The following is an 18649-nucleotide window of genomic DNA, read 5'->3' on the forward strand; positions in this document are numbered from 1 at the left end:
GAATCCTCGCCGCTGTCAGGCAGAAAATCCACTCAAGCTACTGTCCGAATTTGCGGGGCCAGCTCTTTCCGTCGATGAACTTTACACCGGCGATGACTTTCGGCAACTGGTTCGTGCTCTTCAATCGCCGCCAGGTCTTCGATGCGGCGTCGATGAGCTTGAACACCATCAGCTTCGCAGTTTGTTGCGACAGCGATCCCTTGGTCCGCACCGTTCGGTGGCGCACCGTGGCGAAGACGCTCTCGATCGGGTTCGAGCTGCGTAGGTGGATCCAGCGCTCAGCAGGGAAGTCGAAGAAGGCGAGCAGCGCATGGCGATCCTTGATCAGGCACTCCACCGCACGTCCGTATTTGACGTGGTATTTCTCGACGAAGACGTCGATCGCGGTTTCAGCTTCGGCCCGGTGTGGGGCCAGATAGATGTTCCGCAGGTCGTTCTTCATGGGGCCCTGCACGGATTTGGCGACCTTGTCGAGTACGTTGCTCACTTTATGGCACCAGCATCGTTGGTGCCGCGTGCCGGGAAAGGCCTCGTCCAGTGCCTTCCAGAAGCCGAGGGCGCCGTCGCCGATGGCGAGTTGCGGGGCAATCCGTAACCCGCGTTGCCGCAGGTCGATCAGGAGTTCGCGCCAGCTCTGCGCGCTCTCGCGCACGCCGACCTGGAAGCCGATCAGCTCCTTCTTGCCTTCCGGCGTGGTGCCAATCAGCACCAGCATGCATTCGCTGTGATCTTCCATGCGGGCCTGCAGGTACACGCCATCGGCCCAGATGTAGACATAGCGACGCGCCGACAGATCGCGTCTCTGCCAGCGTTCGTACTCGACCTGCCAATCGGCCTTCAGGCCGGCGATCACCGAAGGCGACAGGTTCGGCGCATCCTTGCCGAGCAGCGCCGAGAGCGCCTCCTGGAAGTCGCCGGTCGAGATGCCGCGCAAATAGAGGACCGGGATCAAGGCATCCAGGCTCTTCGTCCGCCGCGCCCATAGCGGCAGGATTGCCGAACTGAAGCGGAGGCGGTCGCCTGGCCCGCTCGCTCCGCGGTCGCGGACCTTGGGACGAGCGACCTCCACCGGACCGATGCCGGTCGCAATCTCGCGCACCGGACCGTGCCCATGTCGGACCAGGCGCGCTCGACCGTCGGGCAGCGTCAGATTGGCCGTGCTGGCCAGAAACGCGCCAACCTCGATCTCGATCGCCCTGGCAAGCAGGTCCCGCGCGCCGGCACGAACGATATCGGTCAGTGGATCATCAACCGCGGACGGCTGACGGAAAGCAAGAACATTGGTAGTCTCGGTCATGGCGTATCGCTCTCCTCGAGAGGTTCTGGCAGGCTCGTCACCCGCCTCGATACGCCGCCTTCCTCACACCGTCATCACCCAGATTCCGCCATAGCTCCACGGCAAGGACGGCGGCACTGATGCCGGCCGGACCTGGAGCGCTGATCTTGATACCCCAAAAGCTGATCTCGAATTTATGGTCGGACACGGCACAGCTCTCCATTGATAATTTTGAGAGCCGCCGTGATTGCGGTGACAGTGCACTAGCTCCCAAAGGTGTTGTCCGGATTCGAGCGGGCCGCAGACAATGCCAGTTGAGTGCACTGTCGGCACGCCATGTCGCGGCCTGTACCGTAACGGAAACCTCGATCCGGATATTGCGCAGCCTGCACGACCTCGGGCGCCACTCCCCCTAACTTTCAATGAGCGATCAGGCAGTCAACGCAAAACGGTGGCTTGAATGAAAACCGCACTTGTCTTCGGCGCAACCGGCTTCATCGGCTCGCATTTGCTGCGCGACCTGTTGGACAGTCCCGACTATTCGCAGGTTGTGGCGGTGGCCCGCAAGCCGCTGGCGGTAAGCCATCCGAAGCTCACGGTGCTGATCGGCGATCTCGCTTCCCTGCCCGCACTCAAGCCGCAACTGGTTGGAGATGAGATCTTCATCGCGCTGGGGACGACGCGCAAGCACACCCCTGACGAGGCCGAGTACTACAAGATCGATCATGACTATCCGCTGTTGGCGGCCGAGATCGCCAGGGCGAACGGCGCGCGCTCGGTGTTTCTGGTCACGGCCGTTGGCGCCAACGCCGGCTCCGGCGTGTTCTATCTCAAGACCAAGGGCGAGGTGGAGCGGGACATTCTCTCGCTCGATTTCGATCACACGCATATTTTCCGCCCGTCGATGATCCTCGGCGAGCGCGACGAGGACCGCCCGCGTGAACGCCTCATCATCACGATATGGGGCGTGCTCAATCCGCTGCTCGTTGGCCCAGCCGACCGGTATCGCGGGCTCGCCGGGCACGACATCGCGCACGCCATCGCCAAAGCCGCGCGGCATCAAACCGAGAAGGTGCGAATCTATCATTGGAAAGAGATGGCGGCACTGCTTCGAACGTGATGCAGTCCGAGCCGTCCCGGCACCCTTCACGCACATTTGCCTCGGCCCCCTGCCCCTCCTCTTCTTTTCCTGCTATTTCCTACCCCGCCGTCCCGTCCCAATACAAAACTCTCCATCCGTTCCAGGGAGCAACAACCATGCGATACCTCCACACCATGCTGCGCGTGCGCAATCTCGATGTCGCGCTGAAATTCTATGTTGATGCTTTCGGCTTGAAGGAGGTGCGGCGGATCGAGAACGACAAGGGCCGGTTCACGCTGGTGTTCCTGTGCTCGTCGGACGATCTCGAGGCCTTGAAAAAGCAGCCGCCGACGCGCGGCGCGCCGCTGGTCGAGCTCACTTACAATTGGGACGAGGAGACCTACGGCGAGGATCGCTTCTTCGGCCATCTCGCCTATGAGGTCGACGACATCTACGCCACTTGCGAGAAGCTGATGAAGGCCGGCGTCACCATCAACCGTCCCCCGCGCGACGGCAACATGGCCTTCGTGCGCTCGCCGGACCTGCACTCGATCGAGCTGCTGCAGAAGGGCGATCCGAAGCCGCCGCAGGAGCCGTGGGCCTCGATGCCGAACACCGGTCATTGGTAGGTTTGCGCGCGGAACAAGCGCGCGCGGCCCGCGTTCACCCTCCAGTGATGCAATTGGAGGAGGATGCGATGGCGAGAGGGCTGTTGCTTTGGATGATTGGCGTGCCGATCCCGGTGATCATTCTGTTGTGGCTGTTCTTCGGCCGCTGACCCGTCGGGTTGAACTTTGCAACGAAAGCTCCGCCGTGTGCGGAGCTTTTTGCATGAGGGGCGCGCCGCAATCGCGCATCGCTCCGCGCACCGGATTCCGCTATCACCCGCAACAAGCGACAATGCGGGGAGACGCTTCATGCCTGAGACCAAGCTGACGATCTGGGGCCGTGCCAATTCGGTCAACGTGCAGAAGGTGCTGTGGTGCCTGACCGAGCTCGGCCTCGCTTGCGAGCGCGTCGACGCCGGCATGCAATACGGCAAGACCCGCGAGGCTGATTATCTCGCGATGAACCCCAATGCGCGGATCCCGACGCTGGTCGAGGGCGACTTCGTGCTGTGGGAGTCCAACGCGATCATGCGCTATCTCTGCCTCGCGCATGGAAGCGGCACGCCGATCTACCCGGAGGCGCCGAAGCAGCGCGCCTCGGTCGACCGCTGGCTCGACTGGACGCTGTCGACGGTGCAGCCGGTCGACCGCCCGGTGTTCTGGGGCATCGTGCGCACGGCGCCCGCCGAACGCGACATGATCCAGGTGCAGCGCGATGCCGATGCCGCCGCCGAGGTCTGGGCCATCGCCGACCGCCTGCTCTCTTCGCGCCGCTTCATCGAGGGCGATGCGTTCACGCTGGCCGACATCGCGATCGGGTCCTATGCGCGGCGCTGGCTCGGGGTCGAAGGCATCAGCCGACCCGCGCAGCCGCACCTCGCCCGCTGGCTCGCCGAGCTCGGCAAACGGCCCGGATTCGCACAGTTCGTCGCACCGCCGATGTCGTGACCGCTGGCAGCGTGCAAGCTGCAGTGATCGCGCGAGCGGAGGTGATGTCTGAGCAAGCCGCGCGATCTATCGGCCGCACCTTTCAACGATGACATCATACCCCTGTTTTGCCCGACGCGTCAAAGCCATATTCGCTAAATCCTAAGAGCGGAATGACCAGCGTTTGCCGTGACTTGGCTACTGTGCATGGGGTTGTTTTCGCAGTTTTGTCTGGGCTTCAGCGCCAGCCGCGCTCGACCAGCAGGACGGCGATGATAAGCACCAGCGTCACCACGGCGGTCGCCAGCCGTGCCGTCCAGCTCAGGCCGCGGCCGACCCACCACAGCAGCGCGCAATACATCATGATGGGAACGATGAGGTCGAGCCGCAGCAGATCCGCCGGCATGGCCCTTAGCGCCTGACGCTGGTGTCGATGCTGATCGAGCCACCGACCTTCACGCAGGTCCCGGTGCCCTCGACCATGACGAAGCGCGGGCCGTAGGAGGCGCAGGAGCCCGCTCTTGCCTTTCCGGCGGTGCTCTTCAACGGCGGGGCGTTGCCCGCTTGCTGCCGTTCGGCAGGCGGAAGGCGAAGGCTCTCGGCCGCGGTCGCGGACGTGGCCAGCAACGAGATCAGGATGAGGAGCGGCGTGCGCATCGCCGCCTTGTAGCCCGGACCGGCGGGGCGCGCCATCGGGGCGTCCGCGTCCGCGATCAGATGAACTTGACGCCGGCCGACTTGCCGCGGCGCCAGACCACCTGGCAGCTCCGCCCGGTGCGCGCGTCGCGCGCGAAGGCCATCCGGATCACGCCCGGAAGCTGGCTCGCGTCCTCGTCCAGCGTGATTTTCGCGCCCGTGTCCGAGATGTCCCGGACCAGGCAATGCCGCGCGGCGAAGCCGCCGTCGAGGGTGATCCAGGCGTGTTGCGACAACAGCTTGCGGGCAGCGCGCTTTTTCGGCGGTGGCATCTGGAAAATCTCCCGCTCCAGCGCTACGCAGGGAACCCTAAGAAACCGTTGAAATCGCCCCCGATGCCCCCGGTCCACGCTATCCACGGGCGCCAAAAGTCCGTTCCCGAACGGCTTGCCCGGGAGCGCAAACGCCACTATACGTTCGCCCGCTGCAAGCCGCCGGGCGCTGTTCGGCCGGCCAGCGGCCGTGCCGTGGCAAGCGGCGGGGCCCTGCGTTTGCTCCCTTCGTCTATCGGTTAGGACGCCACCCTTTCACGGTGGAGAGAGCGGTTCGATTCCGCTAGGGAGCGCCAAAAACACCTATGGCGATGCAGGCAGGTTGGCCGGGGTGGTTAGCCACCCATCTTCGGCCTCCGCCGGTTCATCAGCGGTTCCATCGCCATCGCCGCCGTGACCTGCTGTTCAGGCTCTCGGATATGGAGTTCGGCGTGCTCGATGCTGTCGTGGCCAAGCACGTCGATCTGCCCCACGCGTCGTCGCCTTGTGGAGCGCGGGCTGCTTGGAGAGCGTCTTGCACAGACCACCGGGCGGCAAGACCCAGGACGCCAAGAGCCGGTCCGAGCTGATCAATGACCTGCGCAGGCAGATGCGGGAGGTGCAAGAGAAGGCCCGCAAAGCTTACCGGGAGATCAAGCGGCGGTAGCAGATGCTCGAGCCGCGGACACATTGTTTCTGCGCAGAAACTCGGCTACCGGTGCGGTTTCAATCTATGGATCCGCAGCGATGACGCCCCGGGGGCTCACGTTCATCTACGTTGAGTATGGCGACATGGAGCGGCTCCAATTGGAGCTGAGGTACAGTCTTTCGACCTTGCTATATTGGGGCCGCCCATTCGCTTTGGATGTTGTCGTTTACACTGACAAACCATATCGCCACGCGGATTTGCCGGTTCGGCTGGTCGACATCTCCGGCAAGATTTCGGAATTTTCCCGCGATGGTCTCTACCATCACCGCATCAAGCCATGCGTCCTCCTGAAGGAAATGGAGACCAGCACGAACTATTGCGTCATGGCTGACACCGACACCTTCTTCCGCGAGGGATTCTTCGAACGTCTGTTGGCCTCACTGAGATCCGGTGCTGTCGCCGTCGATCGCCGTCACGGCCGCAATCCCATGCCCCAGCTCGCGGGGTTCGCAACCAGTCTGCCCAATGCAGGTCCCTATCGCTACGATCCAAAGCTCGCCGTTGAATACAACAGTGGGCTCACGGCCGTTGATCCGGAGCGGCATCTTCCGGTGGTGCAGGATGCCATAGCATGGATCGATGCCGTGCTCGACCATGGCGCACGGCAGCTCACCATCGAGCAGATCGCTCTGTCCGAATGCCTGCGTGCGCACGCGATCCCCATAGCGACGATGCAACCCGCTGTCGCGCACTATTATCGGGTCGCTCACAAGCGATACATGCAGTGGCAGCTGCGACGCTGGCGGGAAAAGGACGGCCGGCTGTTCTCACCGCAGCCAGGAACGATCCCGTACACGCGACTTCGGGTGAGGTGGTTCAGAATCTTCGCCAAGATCAGTACGGTGCTCGGGCGCAACGTCGAGACGCAGACCCGGTGGAGATGAGCCGTCGAGTTCACGGTCGGCGCCAAAAGACGAGTGAGACGATTGTGACCAGTGGGACCAGCACAGCGGTGACCCTGCCAACCCATCTGGCCATTCGCTCGATCCGAACTTGAAGCGCCGCGTCTGGGGCTGGTGAGGCAGCAGGGTCGGTTGGCTTTCTACGCATGACGGCCTTCTCTTAACCGATCCCCTTCAGCTTGGCACGCCCGGCTTGGGCGAAGCCTCGGCGTCCTTCAGCCTCGGCCTTCGGCGCCCCTTTAGCAGGTTAGCCAGCGATCCGGGACCGGGGAGCAACATGCTGGCGAATCACCGGGATTAACCATCTGAGATTGCTCATGATGGCCCTTGCGCCAGGGAGCGCCAGCTGCGCGGTGGCTCGTCAACGCCGATAATCCTCCCCCGCGGCATGAACTCCCCGCCTCCGCCCTCCGACCAATCTCCGATCGGAACCGGTACAGGCCCATGGAGCCGCGCGAGACCATGCCCAACAGCCATTCCGGCGCTGCCCCGCAGCTGCCGGCCTGGATGCATCGCGCGGCCCCCCATGCGCCGGACCGGCTTGCCAGGATGCTCGAGCACATGGCGCGCGCCAGATCGCTTCCGCAGCGCCTGGCCGCGGCTGCGCAGCCCAAGACGCAGCCCAAGATATCGTCGCCGCTCGCGGCGGGTATGACGATTTTCGGTGATGCCTGCGGCTACGCAATCCTGTTCGGCCTCATTGCGCTCCTGTTCCAGTCCAGCGTTCCTCTCTACCTCGGCACGTTTCTCTTCCTGGGCGACGGCACGCGCATCGAAAACGCGCTCGGAGCGGTCGGGATCAGGTTTGAGCCCGATACGATCGGCCCCGAGATCGTCAAGAGCTCCGTGTTCTGGTTCGCCTGGATCGCGCTGCTCGTATCCATGAGAAGCTCCGTCCCCGCCTTTCTCGCCGCGTGGATGCCACCGGCCGCCTCATGGTTTTGGATCGCCGGCATCGCTCTCGCGTTCGCCATTTTCGATGCGCTCGCCGCGCTGACGATCCGGCGCGGAGCTCCGTGGTTCAACTTGTCGATCAGGCCGGACGGCCTGGCCTGGACGACGATAAAGACCGTCGTTCTCGTCGGCGTGCTGGCGCTGCTGGTGCTGTTGGTCTGAACGCCACAGCTTGATTCCGCAGTGACGATGTTGCGACCTTACGCCGCGAGCCATCGCACGACTCTGGTCCGCGCGTTTACCGGAAATTTACCCCTGCTCATGTGCGCCGGTATCAATTGCTTAGAGTTTGGCCGCTAGCCGTGGACCCACGGAATCCCAAACAGATCGGCGCTCATGTCCGTCGAAGAGTTTCTCAGGCAACGGGCCGTGGACGTTGCGGTGAGCGGCAGCTACTCGCTCTCCCGCTGGTACGATTGCGAGGGCAAGCTCCGCAGCTTCGCCTGCCGGACCAAGCGCGTCTCGCCCTTCCGCATGATCGTGGACGTGCCTGTCGTCGGCAAGGTCGGCGAGCGCGTGACCTCCTACTTCCAGGATTTCGGCGAATTCCAGTGCACCATCAGCGCGACACTGAAGGCGGGCTTCCTGATGGAGCTCGACATGACGCGGGCGCGGCGCGCCTGGATGTCGGAAAAGCTGACCTGGCTCGAGAAGAAGCAGAAGGATGCCAGCGTTCGCGAGCTACGGCGTGACGCGCGCTTCGTTCCGCAGGTCTCGCACACGGTCCTGACCCTTGCGGACGGGAGCACTCATTCCTGCTTCATCATCGACGTCTCGACCGCCGGCGTCGCGGTGTCCTCCGAGTACGATCCGCCGGTCGGAACCCCGCTTGCGGTCGGCGCCTGCGTCGGGCGGGTGATCCGCAAATTCGCGCATGGCTTTGCGGTCAAATTCGCCGAGAAGCAGTCCCGGGACGACCTCGTCCGCCTGATCGTGCGCTCATCGCAACCGGCCTGATCCACCGGATCGCTGCCCTATCGCGGCCAAAATGCGGTCTCAGCCTATGTAGGTCTGTGCCTCGGGCCGGACGTCATGTGCAGACTTGCGCTCGGGGGACCGAATGGCAGTCGACAAGATCACAGCTGACAAGATCACAGTCGATAAGATCACTTGGGACAGGGTCGGCCGGGTCACCGAGCCCGGCCGCTACATGTACACGTTCGGCTGGCTCACCATCACCGCCGGCGATATCGAGATATGGAAGCGATACCCACAGGCTGCGTTCACCCTGCTGGCGCAACCGGCCGATCCGGACGCATCGATCGGCGAAGAATTCCACCTCGGCGCCTTCGACGTTGCTCCCGGCGCGCCGCCGCCATTCACCACGCATTGATACACATCCCTGCCGACGCCATCCCGCCTGCGGATCCACTGCCGGGACAGGTGCGCGGTGGATCGAAGAAACCTGCGCATTTCCTTGATCTCGCTCACAAATCTCGACCCGACATCCGATGCGCGATCGTTGCCATGGATGACGAGCATTTTTTGTCATGCAATTGATTGCGCTTATATTCTACTTCTTTGCAGGCGACGGGAATGAACGGCAGCTATCGCCCGCGTTCAGCGAGCGGACAGCAGGCGCATGACACATGGTCGCATCGGCCCGACGTAGATAAGCGGATCAAGGGAACCTATTTTCGGCGCCAATGTACCTGATCGAAGCGCTCCCCACCGTCATTGGAACTGCGGCCATCGCCCCGGCGCTGCTGATGCTGTGGCTTGTCATCGCTGCCGAGGAGCGCCCTGGCCCGCCGGCCCAGGTCTGGACTGCCTTCCTGCTCGGCGCGGCCAGCATTTCGCTCCTTGGGCTCGCCCGCGCTCCCTTCGCCAAGATGGTCGCGGCCCCCGACGACCCCTGGGCGGCGCTGGCCATGCATTCGATCTTCGGCGTCGCGCTGCCTGAGGAGGCCGTCAAGGTGATCGCCATCGTGCTGATTTCGTCGACCAAGCGGCGGACCTTCTCCAATCCAATGGACACCGTGGTCTATGGCGCCGCGGTCGGCCTCGGCTTCGCCGCCTACGAGAACCTCGCCTATCTGGTCCAGCACGCGGAGATGTGGCGCTCGCTGGCCGCCCTGCGCAGCGTGCTGACCGTGCCCTTCCACGGCGCACTCGGCATCATCGCGGGCGCCTACCTGACGATCGCGCGCGCAGGCACGGCACTGGGCGTGAACCGCCGCCATCGCGACTGGGCACGCCTCTCCAGCCGGCTATTGATCTTCGCCGCCCCGCTCGCGCTGCATTCGGCCTTCGACTTCCCGCTGCTGGCGCTCCAGCGCATGCCCGATCTCGATCCGACGCTCCGGATGTGGCTGGGCGCCGCGAGCCTCCTGGTCGGCTTCGGCTCGATTGCTTTCGCCATCCGCCTGGTCCGGCGCGTCGCGCGCCACCATGCGCCGCGAACCGATGTCGCGCGCGAGCGGCTCAGCCAGCTCCGCCGGATGTGGGCGCTGCTGCTGGCCGGCGGCGGCATCGGCTTTCTGGGGCTCGCCTTCGTGCTGACCTCGATCCATCACTGGCTGATCAACCCCGAGCGCAACCTGACGCTGGCGCTGATCCCGATTGGTTTCGTCTCGATCCTGCTCGGCCTCGCGCTTCTGATTGTCACGACGGCGATCTACATTCTCGGCCGCAACCGCATCCGCACCAGCGCGGAAGGCTTTTCGTCGGCGCCCGGCGGCGGCTGAGCCGCGCGATGGCAAGCGCGGTGCACACATACTAGATTGAGCGGCATGGGCTGCTGACGAGATCGAGGACTTCATGACATCGCCTGAGGAATTTTCACGGCTGCAATCCGCAATGAACCAGGCGGTCAAGACGCATTGGAAGGCCTTCCTGTTCGAGGGCATCCTGCTCGTGGTTCTCGGCATTGCCGCTTTGGTCCTGCCGCCGCTCGCCAGTCTTGCGACAGCAATCTTCCTCGGCTGGATGTTCCTGATCGGCGGCATCGGCGGACTGATCGCGACCTATTGGGCGCGCAGCACGCCCGGCTTCTGGTGGTCGCTGATCTCCGCCGCCCTGGCCGTGCTCACCGGCATGCTGCTGCTGGCCCGGCCGATGCAGGCCGTACTGACGCTGACCATCGTGCTCGGCGCCTATTTCCTCGCGGAGGGCGTCGCCACCATCATGTACGCGCTGGAGCACCGCCGCGAGCTGAGCGGCCGCTGGTCGTGGCTCCTGGTCTCCGGTCTCGTCGACATCGCGATCTCGTTCATGGTGATCACGGGACTGCCGAGCTCGGCGGATTGGGCGATCGGCGTGCTCGTCGGTATCAACCTGCTGTTCGGCGGCGCCACCTTGATCGGCATGGCAATGGCCGCACGCAACAGCAAGACCTGAGGCGCCTCGCCGCCCTACGCGCCGATTGGGGGGTGACAAGCCGCCAGCGGCAGGCTATATGGCCTGCCATGATCACCGTCGCCACCAGCTATTTTTGGTACTTTAGCTACGACAGCTCGCTGGCGGCGGGAGGATCGCGCTCAATCTGACACATTGCAGCAAACGTCCGAACAAGCCGCCAGACCTGGCGGCTTTTTTATTGGCCGGCAGGTTCTAAAACAGACAGGAGCCCGCCGTGCTGAGCACGACCGACGATCTTCGTATCCGCGAACTGAAAGAACTGAGCACGCCGGAAGAGGTGATGCGGGAGGTCCCGCGCACGCTCACCGCGACGCGCGTGGTGATGGCCGCCCGCAATGCCATCCACGCCATCCTGGGCGGCCAGGACGACCGCCTGCTGGTCGTGGTCGGCCCCTGCTCGGTGCATGATCCCGAGGCCGCGCTCGACTACGCCGAGCGCCTTGCGCGCTTGCGCGAGGACCTTGCCGACCAGCTCGAGATCGTGATGCGGGTCTATTTCGAGAAGCCGCGGACCACCGTCGGCTGGAAGGGCCTGATCAACGACCCCAATCTCGACGGCAGCTTCGACATCAACAGGGGCCTGCGGCTGGCGCGCAACGTGCTGTCGGCCGTGAACAATCTCGGTCTGCCCGCAGGCACCGAATTCCTGGACATGACGACGCCGCAATACATCGCCGACCTCGTCTCCTGGGCGGCGATCGGCGCACGCACGACCGAGAGCCAGATCCATCGCGAGCTGGCCTCGGGGCTGTCCTGCCCGGTCGGCTTCAAGAACGGCACCGACGGCAACGTGCGGATCGCGGCGGACGCGGTGAAGTCGGCCTCGCATCCGCATCATTTCATGGCGGTGACGAAGCTCGGCCGTTCGGCGATCGCCTCGACCGCGGGCAACGAGGACTGCCACATCATCCTGCGCGGCGGCAGCAGGCCCAACTACGACGCGGCAAGCGTTGCGGCCGCCTGCAACGAATTGACCAAATCCGGCGTCGCGCCGCTCGTGATGGTCGATGCAAGCCACGCCAATTCGAGCAAGAAGCCGGAGAACCAGCCGCTGGTGATGGCCGACATCGCCAGTCAGATCTCGGGCGGCGAGAGCCGCATCATGGGCGCGATGATCGAGAGCAACATCGTCGCCGGTCGCCAGGACGTGGTGCCGGGCAAGCCGCTCACCTACGGCCAGAGCATCACCGACGGCTGCATCGACTGGCCGACCACGGCAAGCGCGCTCGAGCAGCTCGCCGACGCCGTCGAAATCCGTCGCAACACCCGGCACGCAGGGCGGCACGAACGGTCGGCCTGAGCAACGACTCGGCTGGGTTGGCTGGCTCATCACCTCTCCCCGACGGGAGAGGTCGGATTGCGCAGCAATCCGGGTGAGCGGTCGCAGCGTTGGGGCGAGAGTGTAACCCTCACCCGGACCGCATCTTTGATGCGATCCGACCTCTCCCTTCGGGAGAGGTGAAGCAATCAGCAGCCGCGGCAGATGCTCCTGATCTTGCGATCGAGCTCCGCATCTTCCTTGTTCGCGGGGGTGTTCGGATCGCTCAGATTCTTCTCACTCGGCACGTCAGCCGCACGCGGCTGGCGGTGACCAACAGGCGCCGGCCACGCCGTTCCACGGCTTGCGCCGCCGGAGGTCGATCCCTTCGAGCCGTTGGTCTGCGCAACCGCCTCGCCACCAAGCAAGACCACGAGCGATGTTGCCACCATGATCTTCTTCATTTTCAGTGCTCCATTTTCAGATCGGCACACTCTCTACCCCGCTCAGATTTCGGGCGGGTAAAGATGAACGCCGCCGCAATAATCCAAGATACGATACCGCGTTTCGGCTCCCGCATCATCCGCATCGGGTGCGGTATTTTGCGGCGCCAATACGTAACCTGGCCCCACGGGCGATTTGCCGGCGCCGCCGGGAATGTCGATGACATAGTCCGGCTGACATAGTCCTGACACCCGCCCGCGCAGCTGCCGCATCAGGTCCTGTCCCTCCGCCAGCGTCGTTCGCAGATGCGCGGTGCCCGGCGCGAGATCGCCGTGATGCAGATAGTAGGGCTTGATCCGGCATTCGACGAAAGCTCGCATCAAATCCGACAGAGCGGCGATGTTGTCATTGACGCCGCGCAACAGCACGGACTGGCTCACCAAGGGAACTCCGGCGTCGACGAGCCGTGCGCAGGCAGCACGCGCGGGCCCTGCCAGCTCGCGTGCGTGGTTGGCGTGCACTGCCAGCCAGGTGGTCGCGCCCGCGACCTTCAATGCCGCAACCATCTCCTCGCTGACGCGCGCGGGTTCGGCCACCGGTACGCGGGTGTGAAGACGGATGATCTTGACGTGATCAATCGCAGCCAGCTCGGCCATGATCTCGCTCATCCGCCGTGGCGACAGCATCAGGGGATCGCCACCGGTCAGAATCACTTCCCATATCTCGTCGTGCGCTCGGATGTAGTCGATCGCCGCGCGATAAGCGCTGTCCGACAGCGCATTCTCCTTGCCGGGCCCCACCATCTCGCGGCGGAAGCAGAATCGGCAATAGACCGCGCAGACGTGAACGAGCTTGAACAACACGCGGTCGGGATAGCGATGCACGATTCCGGGAACTGGCGAATGCGGGTGGTCGCCGATCGGATCGGCATTCTCGCCCAGCTCCAGGCTCAGCTCGGCTGCGGTGGGAACGAATTGTCGCGCGATGGGATCGTCGGGATCGCTGGTGTCGATCAGCTCGACCAGCGCCGGCGTGATCTGCACGGCATAGCGCGCGGCAACGCGTTCGAGCGCCGGCAGCGCCGCTGCGGGGGCCAGACCCTCGGCGACGAGCTCGGTAGGCTCGCGCAAAGTGCGTGCAAGGTTCGTCTTCGTCATCTCTCATCCGCAGGCGGTGTCCACACCACCTGATCAATTCGTGTTGCGCCGCTCGCCAGCATGACCAGCCGGTCGAAGCCGAGTGCGACACCACTCGCCTCCGGCATTGCGGCGACCGCGGCCAGAAAGTCCTCGTCGAGCGGATAGGCTTCGCCGTAGCGGCGCTGCTTCTCCGTCATCGATTCCGTGAAGCGTTTTCGCTGCTCCTCCGCATCGGTCAGTTCGCCAAAGCCGTTGGCGAGCTCGACGCCGCATGCATAAACCTCGAATCGCTCGGCGACCCTCGGGTCGTCCGCCTTCACCCGCGCCAGCGCCGCCTCTGGAGATGGGTATTCGAACAGGATGGTCAAACGCCCCTGCCCGAGACGCGGCTCGACATGCTCGACCAGGACCTTGCTGAAGATGTCGGACCATGTGTCGTCCTCGGCCACACGGACCTTGCCACGGGCCGCCGCGGCGAGCGCGTCACGGTTACCCTCGCCACCCGAAATTGTCGACAGCAGATCGATGCCGGCGAAGCGCTCGAAGGCACCCGCGACCGTCAGGAGCTCGGGCTCGGCGAAGGGATCGGCGGTCCTGCCGCGAAAGGAAAAGGTCCCGATGCCGGTCGCCTGCGCCGCACGAGCGATCACGACGACGCAATCGGTCATGATGGCATCATAGGGGGCACCCGCCCGGTACCATTCCAGCATGGTGAATTCGGGCAGATGCAGGTCACCGCGCTCGCGGTCCCGGAACACCCGGGCGAATTCGAAAATCCGCGTCTCGCCCGCCGCCAGCAGCTTCTTGCAGGCGAATTCGGGCGAGGTCCGCAGGTATCGGCGGGCCCGGCTGCCGTCGGGCCGCATGATCTCGGTCCGGGGGGCGTGCAGATGGGTCTCGTTGCCCGGGGAGACCTGAAGGACCGAGGTTTCGACCTCCATAAAGCCTTGTTCGGCGAAAAAGGCCCGTAAAGCTCCGGTCACCGCGCCCCGGGCCTGGAGGAACGGCCGCCGGTCGAGGTGTCTGCCGGGCGACCAGAACGGCGACATCGGCTTGTCCCCAGCCATTAACCGACCGCTCCAGCCAGCAGCAAAGTGCTGGCATCCAACGGCAAAATCAGTATGTTGCGGCCCGAAACGGGCGCCGAGGTCCGATTTGAGGCCCCAAGTCCCCCATCAATTTGACCACGTCCTGGCCCTCGCCGGGCCAAGCAAGCAGGAAATACAGCTTTGAGAGTCATCGCCAGTTCTATTCGCAAGGGCAACGTGATCGAGCAAGACGGCAAGCTTTATGTCGTCGTGAGCGCCGAGAACATCCATCCCGGCAAGGGCACCCCGGTCAGCCAGATCGAAATGCGCCGAATCTCGGACGGGGTAAAGATCTCCGAACGCTACAAGACCACCGACCAGGTCGAAAAGGCCACGATCGAAGAGCGCAACTACACCTATCTCTATGAGGATGGCGACGGCTACCACTTCATGAACCCTGAGACCTACGACCAGGTCCAGGTCTCGAAGGACGTCGTCGGCGACGCCGCCGCGTATCTCCAGGAGAGCATGACGGTCAAGCTGTCCATGCACGACACCAACCCGGTGTCGATCGCGCTGCCGCAGCGCGTGACGCTGGAAGTGGTAGACACCGAGCCCGTGACCAAGGGTCAGACCGCCTCCTCCTCCTACAAGCCCGCAGTGCTCTCCAACGGCGTGCGCACCACCGTGCCGCCGCACATCACGGTCGGCACCCGCGTGGTGGTGATGACCGAAGACGGCTCCTACGCCGAGCGCGCCAAGGACTAAGCGGGCAATCGAGGATCGGAACAGGTACCGCCGGGGGCGAGGCAGTGGACAGGAAGAGTTTCCGCTTCGTCCCGCTTCTCCTGGCGTCGCTGTCGCTCCTCGCTGCCGCGCCGGTCGCTGCGGATGAATTCCGCGGCCCCTCGCTCACGGCCCTGCGCGTCGACTGGCGCGCAGCGCTCGACCAGCTCCGTGTCGAGATCAACAGTCGCCCGCAGATTGCGGGCGACTTCATCTTTGCACCCCGCCGTTCGGTGCCGCGCTACGATCCGCGCGCGATGCCCGCGCTGGTGCAGCTCAACGCGATCTCCTCGCGCTTCTTCACCGGCATCACCCGAAGTCCCGTACCCGTGCTGCTGCCGTTCGACGCTGCCGCGTACCTCGAGGCGCAGCGCAGCGGCGCGCCGGCGTCGCTCACGCTGTCGCGCTACCAGGCAGACTTCAATCCCGTCGACATGTTCGATGCAGGTCCAGCCGGCTACAGCGCGACCTTCTCGTTCGAGCCCGGCGCCGGCGAGGGTATGCCGAGCCGGGTATTCGCAAGGCCGGTCGAGGTGCAGATCACGGGCTCGGCGCTCGTCTACGACATCGCCGATCCAGCCGGCGGCAAGGGGGAGCCAGTCAAGCCGCTCGCGGCAACCTACCCGGACCTGCGCAAGTTCATCCGCGAAGGCTACGTACGCTACGCTTTCACCCGCTTCGGCGTCGCCTATGTGGTGTCGATCCAGTGCCTCGACAGCATCGCCAAGCCGCGGCGGCTCGCCTGCAAGGAAGCCTATCCAGTCGCCGAGCGCTTCTTGAAGGCCCTGCGTATCGCCGGTGGCCAGCGCATGCGGCCGTTGATGGACATTGCCTCCAACGTCCTCGACCGTCCCGCGCGACGTTCACCGGACTTCAGCTACCGGCAGAGCGGCGACATCATCCCGAACACCGGCTACCGCAAGCAAGGCGGCCATCCCGATATGATGGCCTATGCCCAGATCCGCTTTCCCCTCGACAAGGCGCCCGCCTTCGTGCGCTCGCAATCCTATGGCAGGCGCGACAAGAGCGAAGGTCCGACCGCCTATCCCTGGCGCGACAATTTCTGCGAGTCGCGCAGTTTCGAGGTGTGGCAATGTGGCGGAGGCTACGGCCACCAGGGCGAGGACATCCGTGCCGCCGACTGCCCGCCGCCCGGTGAAGGCCGCGAGCCCTGCGATCCCAAGCAGCGCGCCGTCGTCGCCGTGCGTGACGCGATCGTCATCCGCGGTGCCAAGGACCAGGCCGCGACACTTCAAGTCAACAGCCGCACCGAGCACATCCGTTTCCGCTACATGCATATGAACCCGCACACGTTGAACGCCGATGGCGTGCTCAATGGCCGCATCGTCACCGAAGGCGAGAAGATCGGTGTGATCTCGAACTATCTCGACCATCCCGCCGGCACATCGATGCACCTGCATTTCGATGTGCAGGTGTTCACACGCGACGGCTGGATCTGGGTCAGCCCCTACGTCACGCTGGTCTCGGCCTATGAGCGCCTGATCCGCGCCCGCGGCCGCGAAGTCGGCCCGGAGATCGCAGGCACGGCGCAGCCGGTCGCCCATGCGCTGCCGGAGGACGTGATCAAGCCGGACCTGCGCGAGGGATCGAGCGGCGAGGACAATTGACGGCTTGCTCGCTCCCGATTCCGGGCGGCGCAAGAGCGTGTCGTCGCGCAAACCCGCCGGCTCAATGAAGAAGGGACACGTTTCATGAGTGTCGGACTGATCGGTCTTCTCGACGATGTCGCGGCGATTGCAAAGGTGGCAGCAGCCTCGCTCGACGATGTGGCGAGCCAGGCCGCCAAGGCGGGCACGAAGGCGGCAGGCGTGGTCATCGACGACGCCGCCGTCACGCCGAACTACGTCATCGGCTTTGCCTCGAAACGCGAGCTGCCGATCGTCGGCAAGATTGCGGTCGGATCGCTGCGCAACAAATTGCTGATTCTGCTTCCCATCGCCCTGCTGCTTGGCTACTTCCTTCCCGCCGCGGTCACGCCGCTGCTCATGCTGGGCGGAGCCTTCCTCTGCTATGAGGGGGCCGAGAAGGTGCTCGAAGCCGTGCTGCCGCATCATGCGCACCACCACGAAGCTCAGCTGCAGCCGATTGCGTTGAATGCCCGGTCGGTCGAGGACGAGAAGGTCTCAAGCGCCATCAAGACGGACTTCATCCTGTCGGCGGAGATCATGGCGATCACGCTGGCGGCCCTCCCGGCGGGCAGCATCTGGACGCAGGCGCTGGTGCTGGCGCTGGTCGGCCTCTGCATCACCGTCGGGGTCTACGGCGTGGTGGCCCTGATCGTGAAGGCGGACGATGTCGGCATGGCCCTTGCGCGCTATGACGGCACCTCGATTATCGGCAGCGGAATCCGCTTGCTTGGACGCGCGCTCGTCCGCGGCATGCCCATCTTCCTGGCGGTGCTGAGCACCGTCGGCACCGCCGCCATGATATGGGTCGGCGGCGGCATCATCCTGCACGGCATCGAAAAATACGGCCCACCCGTGGTCGGCCACATGGTCCATGCCGCCACCGGAGCTGCCGCACACCTCCTTCCCTCCGTTGCGGGCATCATCGAATGGTCGGTCGAGGCAACCATCTCGGGCGTGCTTGGGCTGCTTGTCGGCGCACTTGCGATTCCGGCGGTCGAATACGGTCTCGCACCGGCATGGAAACGGTTGAGGCGATCGCGATCGGCCTGAACATGCGGTGGCGCATTGCGCGTGCAGCTACTCGATGAACGTCGTCAGTTGTGCGCCCTCGTCTGCGACGAACACAGCGATCAACTCCGCCGGCTCCGTCATACTGGCATTGGCCGAGACCAGATGCGTCGAGCCCGGCGGCTCGAAGAAGGACTGGCCGACGCCGAACGTCTCGACCGGGCCACCGCCAAGCTGCGAGCGGATCTCCCCCTTGGTGATGTAGGCGGTGACGGATCCCGAGTGTCGGTGCGGCCGCGAAAATCCGCCGGGACCATAGGACACGCGCACGATGGTGACGCGCTTGCCCGGGACGTTCGGAAGCGCATAGGACCCGATCGGCTCGACCTTGTCGAGCGGTGAGCTCTCCGCCGCCGTGGCGCAGAGCGGTGCCAGCACTCCGGATACACTGTCGATCGTCACCGGCAGCACCTTGCCGATCGCAAGCGCGCAGGCGAGCCCTGCGACGATGGCAAGCGCCGTTGAACGTGACGGCATCGGGCGCTGCACGGCAGAAAAGCTCATGGCAGTCAT

At 64.5% G+C, this 18649-nt stretch carries 24 protein-coding genes and 1 tRNA gene; 15 read left to right on the forward strand and 10 right to left on the reverse strand.

From position 1 onward, the window contains the following. Positions 1–37: 37 nt before the first annotated feature. Both ABIF91_RS38025 and ABIF91_RS38030 read right to left on the reverse strand, forming a co-directional pair. Positions 38–1297 carry an IS256 family transposase gene (locus ABIF91_RS38025; protein ID WP_424579709.1) on the reverse strand — a complete coding sequence of 420 codons (1260 nt, stop codon included), beginning with the start codon at positions 1295–1297 and terminating at the stop codon, positions 38–40. A gap of 37 nt (positions 1298–1334) precedes the next feature. Then, on the reverse strand, positions 1335–1484 hold the full coding sequence (locus ABIF91_RS38030) for a hypothetical protein (protein ID WP_424579710.1): 150 nt from the start codon (positions 1482–1484) through the stop codon (positions 1335–1337). 252 nt (positions 1485–1736) lie between these two features. Here ABIF91_RS38030 and ABIF91_RS38035 point away from each other — a divergent pair, with 252 nt between their 5' ends. The 3 genes from ABIF91_RS38035 (at position 1737) to ABIF91_RS38045 (ending at position 3913) form a co-directional block, all read left to right on the forward strand. Then, on the forward strand, positions 1737–2396 hold the full coding sequence (locus ABIF91_RS38035; protein ID WP_028177531.1) for an oxidoreductase: 660 nt from the start codon (positions 1737–1739) through the stop codon (positions 2394–2396). 137 nt (positions 2397–2533) lie between these two features. After that, a complete protein-coding gene (locus tag ABIF91_RS38040; protein WP_028177532.1) occupies positions 2534–2986 on the forward strand; it encodes a VOC family protein in 453 nt (150 codons plus the stop codon). Between the two features lie 288 nt (positions 2987–3274). Next, positions 3275–3913: a glutathione S-transferase family protein gene (locus tag ABIF91_RS38045; protein WP_424579711.1), complete on the forward strand. Its 639-nt coding sequence runs from the start codon at positions 3275–3277 to the stop codon at positions 3911–3913. Positions 3914–4130: 217 nt separating this feature from the next. Here the strand turns inward: ABIF91_RS38045 and ABIF91_RS38050 are convergent, their stop codons facing one another. From ABIF91_RS38050 to ABIF91_RS38060, 3 genes are read right to left on the reverse strand one after another with little or no spacing between them, the layout of a single operon-like run. Further along, entirely contained in the window at positions 4131–4298 is a 168-nt protein-coding gene (locus ABIF91_RS38050; RefSeq protein WP_035678397.1) for a hypothetical protein, read from the reverse strand. Between the two features lie 5 nt (positions 4299–4303). Further along, positions 4304–4549, reverse strand: coding sequence for a hypothetical protein (locus ABIF91_RS38055; RefSeq protein ID WP_028177534.1), 246 nt, complete (start codon positions 4547–4549; stop codon positions 4304–4306). Between the two features lie 56 nt (positions 4550–4605). Next, a complete protein-coding gene (locus ABIF91_RS38060) occupies positions 4606–4860 on the reverse strand; it encodes a PilZ domain-containing protein (RefSeq protein WP_028177535.1) in 255 nt (84 codons plus the stop codon). Positions 4861–5081: 221 nt separating this feature from the next. On the opposite strand from ABIF91_RS38060, the gene ABIF91_RS38065 reads away from it, so the two are divergent. Beyond that, positions 5082–5156: transfer RNA gene (locus ABIF91_RS38065), tRNA-Glu, on the forward strand. 39 nt (positions 5157–5195) lie between these two features. Here ABIF91_RS38065 and ABIF91_RS38070 read toward each other — a convergent pair. After that, the gene (locus ABIF91_RS38070) at positions 5196–5333 is read right to left on the reverse strand and encodes a hypothetical protein (protein ID WP_155251805.1); all 138 of its coding nucleotides are present in this window, start codon (positions 5331–5333) and stop codon (positions 5196–5198) included. 41 nt (positions 5334–5374) lie between these two features. Between ABIF91_RS38070 and ABIF91_RS38075 the strand changes: the two genes are divergently transcribed. From ABIF91_RS38075 to ABIF91_RS38110, 8 genes are all read left to right on the forward strand, one after another. Continuing rightward, the gene (locus tag ABIF91_RS38075; protein WP_283805386.1) at positions 5375–5506 is read left to right on the forward strand and encodes a hypothetical protein; all 132 of its coding nucleotides are present in this window, start codon (positions 5375–5377) and stop codon (positions 5504–5506) included. 80 nt (positions 5507–5586) lie between these two features. Then, positions 5587–6432 (forward strand): hypothetical protein, encoded by an 846-nt coding sequence (locus ABIF91_RS38080; RefSeq protein ID WP_284279706.1) that lies wholly within the window; start codon positions 5587–5589, stop codon positions 6430–6432. Positions 6433–6894: 462 nt separating this feature from the next. After that, entirely contained in the window at positions 6895–7566 is a 672-nt protein-coding gene (locus ABIF91_RS38085) for a hypothetical protein (protein ID WP_028177537.1), read from the forward strand. A 174-nt stretch (positions 7567–7740) separates the two neighbouring features. Beyond that, a complete protein-coding gene (locus ABIF91_RS38090; RefSeq protein WP_028177538.1) occupies positions 7741–8361 on the forward strand; it encodes a PilZ domain-containing protein in 621 nt (206 codons plus the stop codon). Positions 8362–8464: 103 nt separating this feature from the next. After that, complete coding sequence (locus ABIF91_RS38095; protein WP_035675605.1) at positions 8465–8737, forward strand: hypothetical protein; 273 nt, start codon at positions 8465–8467, stop codon at positions 8735–8737. Positions 8738–9050: 313 nt separating this feature from the next. Beyond that, positions 9051–10091 (forward strand): PrsW family glutamic-type intramembrane protease, encoded by a 1041-nt coding sequence (locus tag ABIF91_RS38100; RefSeq protein WP_424579712.1) that lies wholly within the window; start codon positions 9051–9053, stop codon positions 10089–10091. A 73-nt stretch (positions 10092–10164) separates the two neighbouring features. Then, positions 10165–10743 (forward strand): HdeD family acid-resistance protein, encoded by a 579-nt coding sequence (locus ABIF91_RS38105; protein WP_028177541.1) that lies wholly within the window; start codon positions 10165–10167, stop codon positions 10741–10743. Between the two features lie 235 nt (positions 10744–10978). After that, on the forward strand, positions 10979–12064 hold the full coding sequence (locus ABIF91_RS38110; protein ID WP_028177542.1) for a 3-deoxy-7-phosphoheptulonate synthase: 1086 nt from the start codon (positions 10979–10981) through the stop codon (positions 12062–12064). Between the two features lie 167 nt (positions 12065–12231). Here ABIF91_RS38110 and ABIF91_RS38115 read toward each other — a convergent pair whose 3' ends face one another. The 3 genes from ABIF91_RS38115 to epmA are packed head-to-tail and all read right to left on the reverse strand — an operon-like array spanning position 12232 to position 14672. Beyond that, on the reverse strand, positions 12232–12486 hold the full coding sequence (locus ABIF91_RS38115; RefSeq protein ID WP_028177543.1) for a hypothetical protein: 255 nt from the start codon (positions 12484–12486) through the stop codon (positions 12232–12234). 42 nt (positions 12487–12528) lie between these two features. Next, entirely contained in the window at positions 12529–13623 is a 1095-nt protein-coding gene (locus tag ABIF91_RS38120; protein WP_424579713.1) for a lysine-2,3-aminomutase-like protein, read from the reverse strand. Further along, on the reverse strand, positions 13620–14672 hold the full coding sequence (gene epmA / locus ABIF91_RS38125; protein ID WP_028177545.1) for an EF-P lysine aminoacylase EpmA: 1053 nt from the start codon (positions 14670–14672) through the stop codon (positions 13620–13622). Before epmA ends, ABIF91_RS38120 begins: the two co-directional genes overlap by 4 nt. Before the next feature lie 162 nt (positions 14673–14834). On the opposite strand from epmA, the gene efp reads away from it, so the two are divergent. The 3 genes from efp to ABIF91_RS38140 all read left to right on the forward strand — a co-directional run bounded on the left by efp (position 14835) and on the right by ABIF91_RS38140 (position 18118). Then, entirely contained in the window at positions 14835–15401 is a 567-nt protein-coding gene (gene efp / locus ABIF91_RS38130) for an elongation factor P (protein ID WP_028177546.1), read from the forward strand. Between the two features lie 44 nt (positions 15402–15445). Beyond that, positions 15446–17047 (forward strand): peptidase M23, encoded by a 1602-nt coding sequence (locus ABIF91_RS38135; protein WP_028177547.1) that lies wholly within the window; start codon positions 15446–15448, stop codon positions 17045–17047. 84 nt (positions 17048–17131) lie between these two features. Then, positions 17132–18118 carry a DUF808 domain-containing protein gene (locus tag ABIF91_RS38140; RefSeq protein WP_424579714.1) on the forward strand — a complete coding sequence of 329 codons (987 nt, stop codon included), beginning with the start codon at positions 17132–17134 and terminating at the stop codon, positions 18116–18118. A 27-nt stretch (positions 18119–18145) separates the two neighbouring features. Here ABIF91_RS38140 and ABIF91_RS38145 read toward each other — a convergent pair whose 3' ends face one another. Beyond that, positions 18146–18649, reverse strand: a complete 504-nt coding sequence (locus ABIF91_RS38145) for a cupin domain-containing protein (protein WP_028177549.1) — start codon at positions 18647–18649, stop codon at positions 18146–18148.

The sequence above is a fragment of the Bradyrhizobium sp. USDA 241 genome (assembly GCF_049739505.1).
Lineage (GTDB): Bacteria > Pseudomonadota > Alphaproteobacteria > Rhizobiales > Xanthobacteraceae > Bradyrhizobium > Bradyrhizobium liaoningense.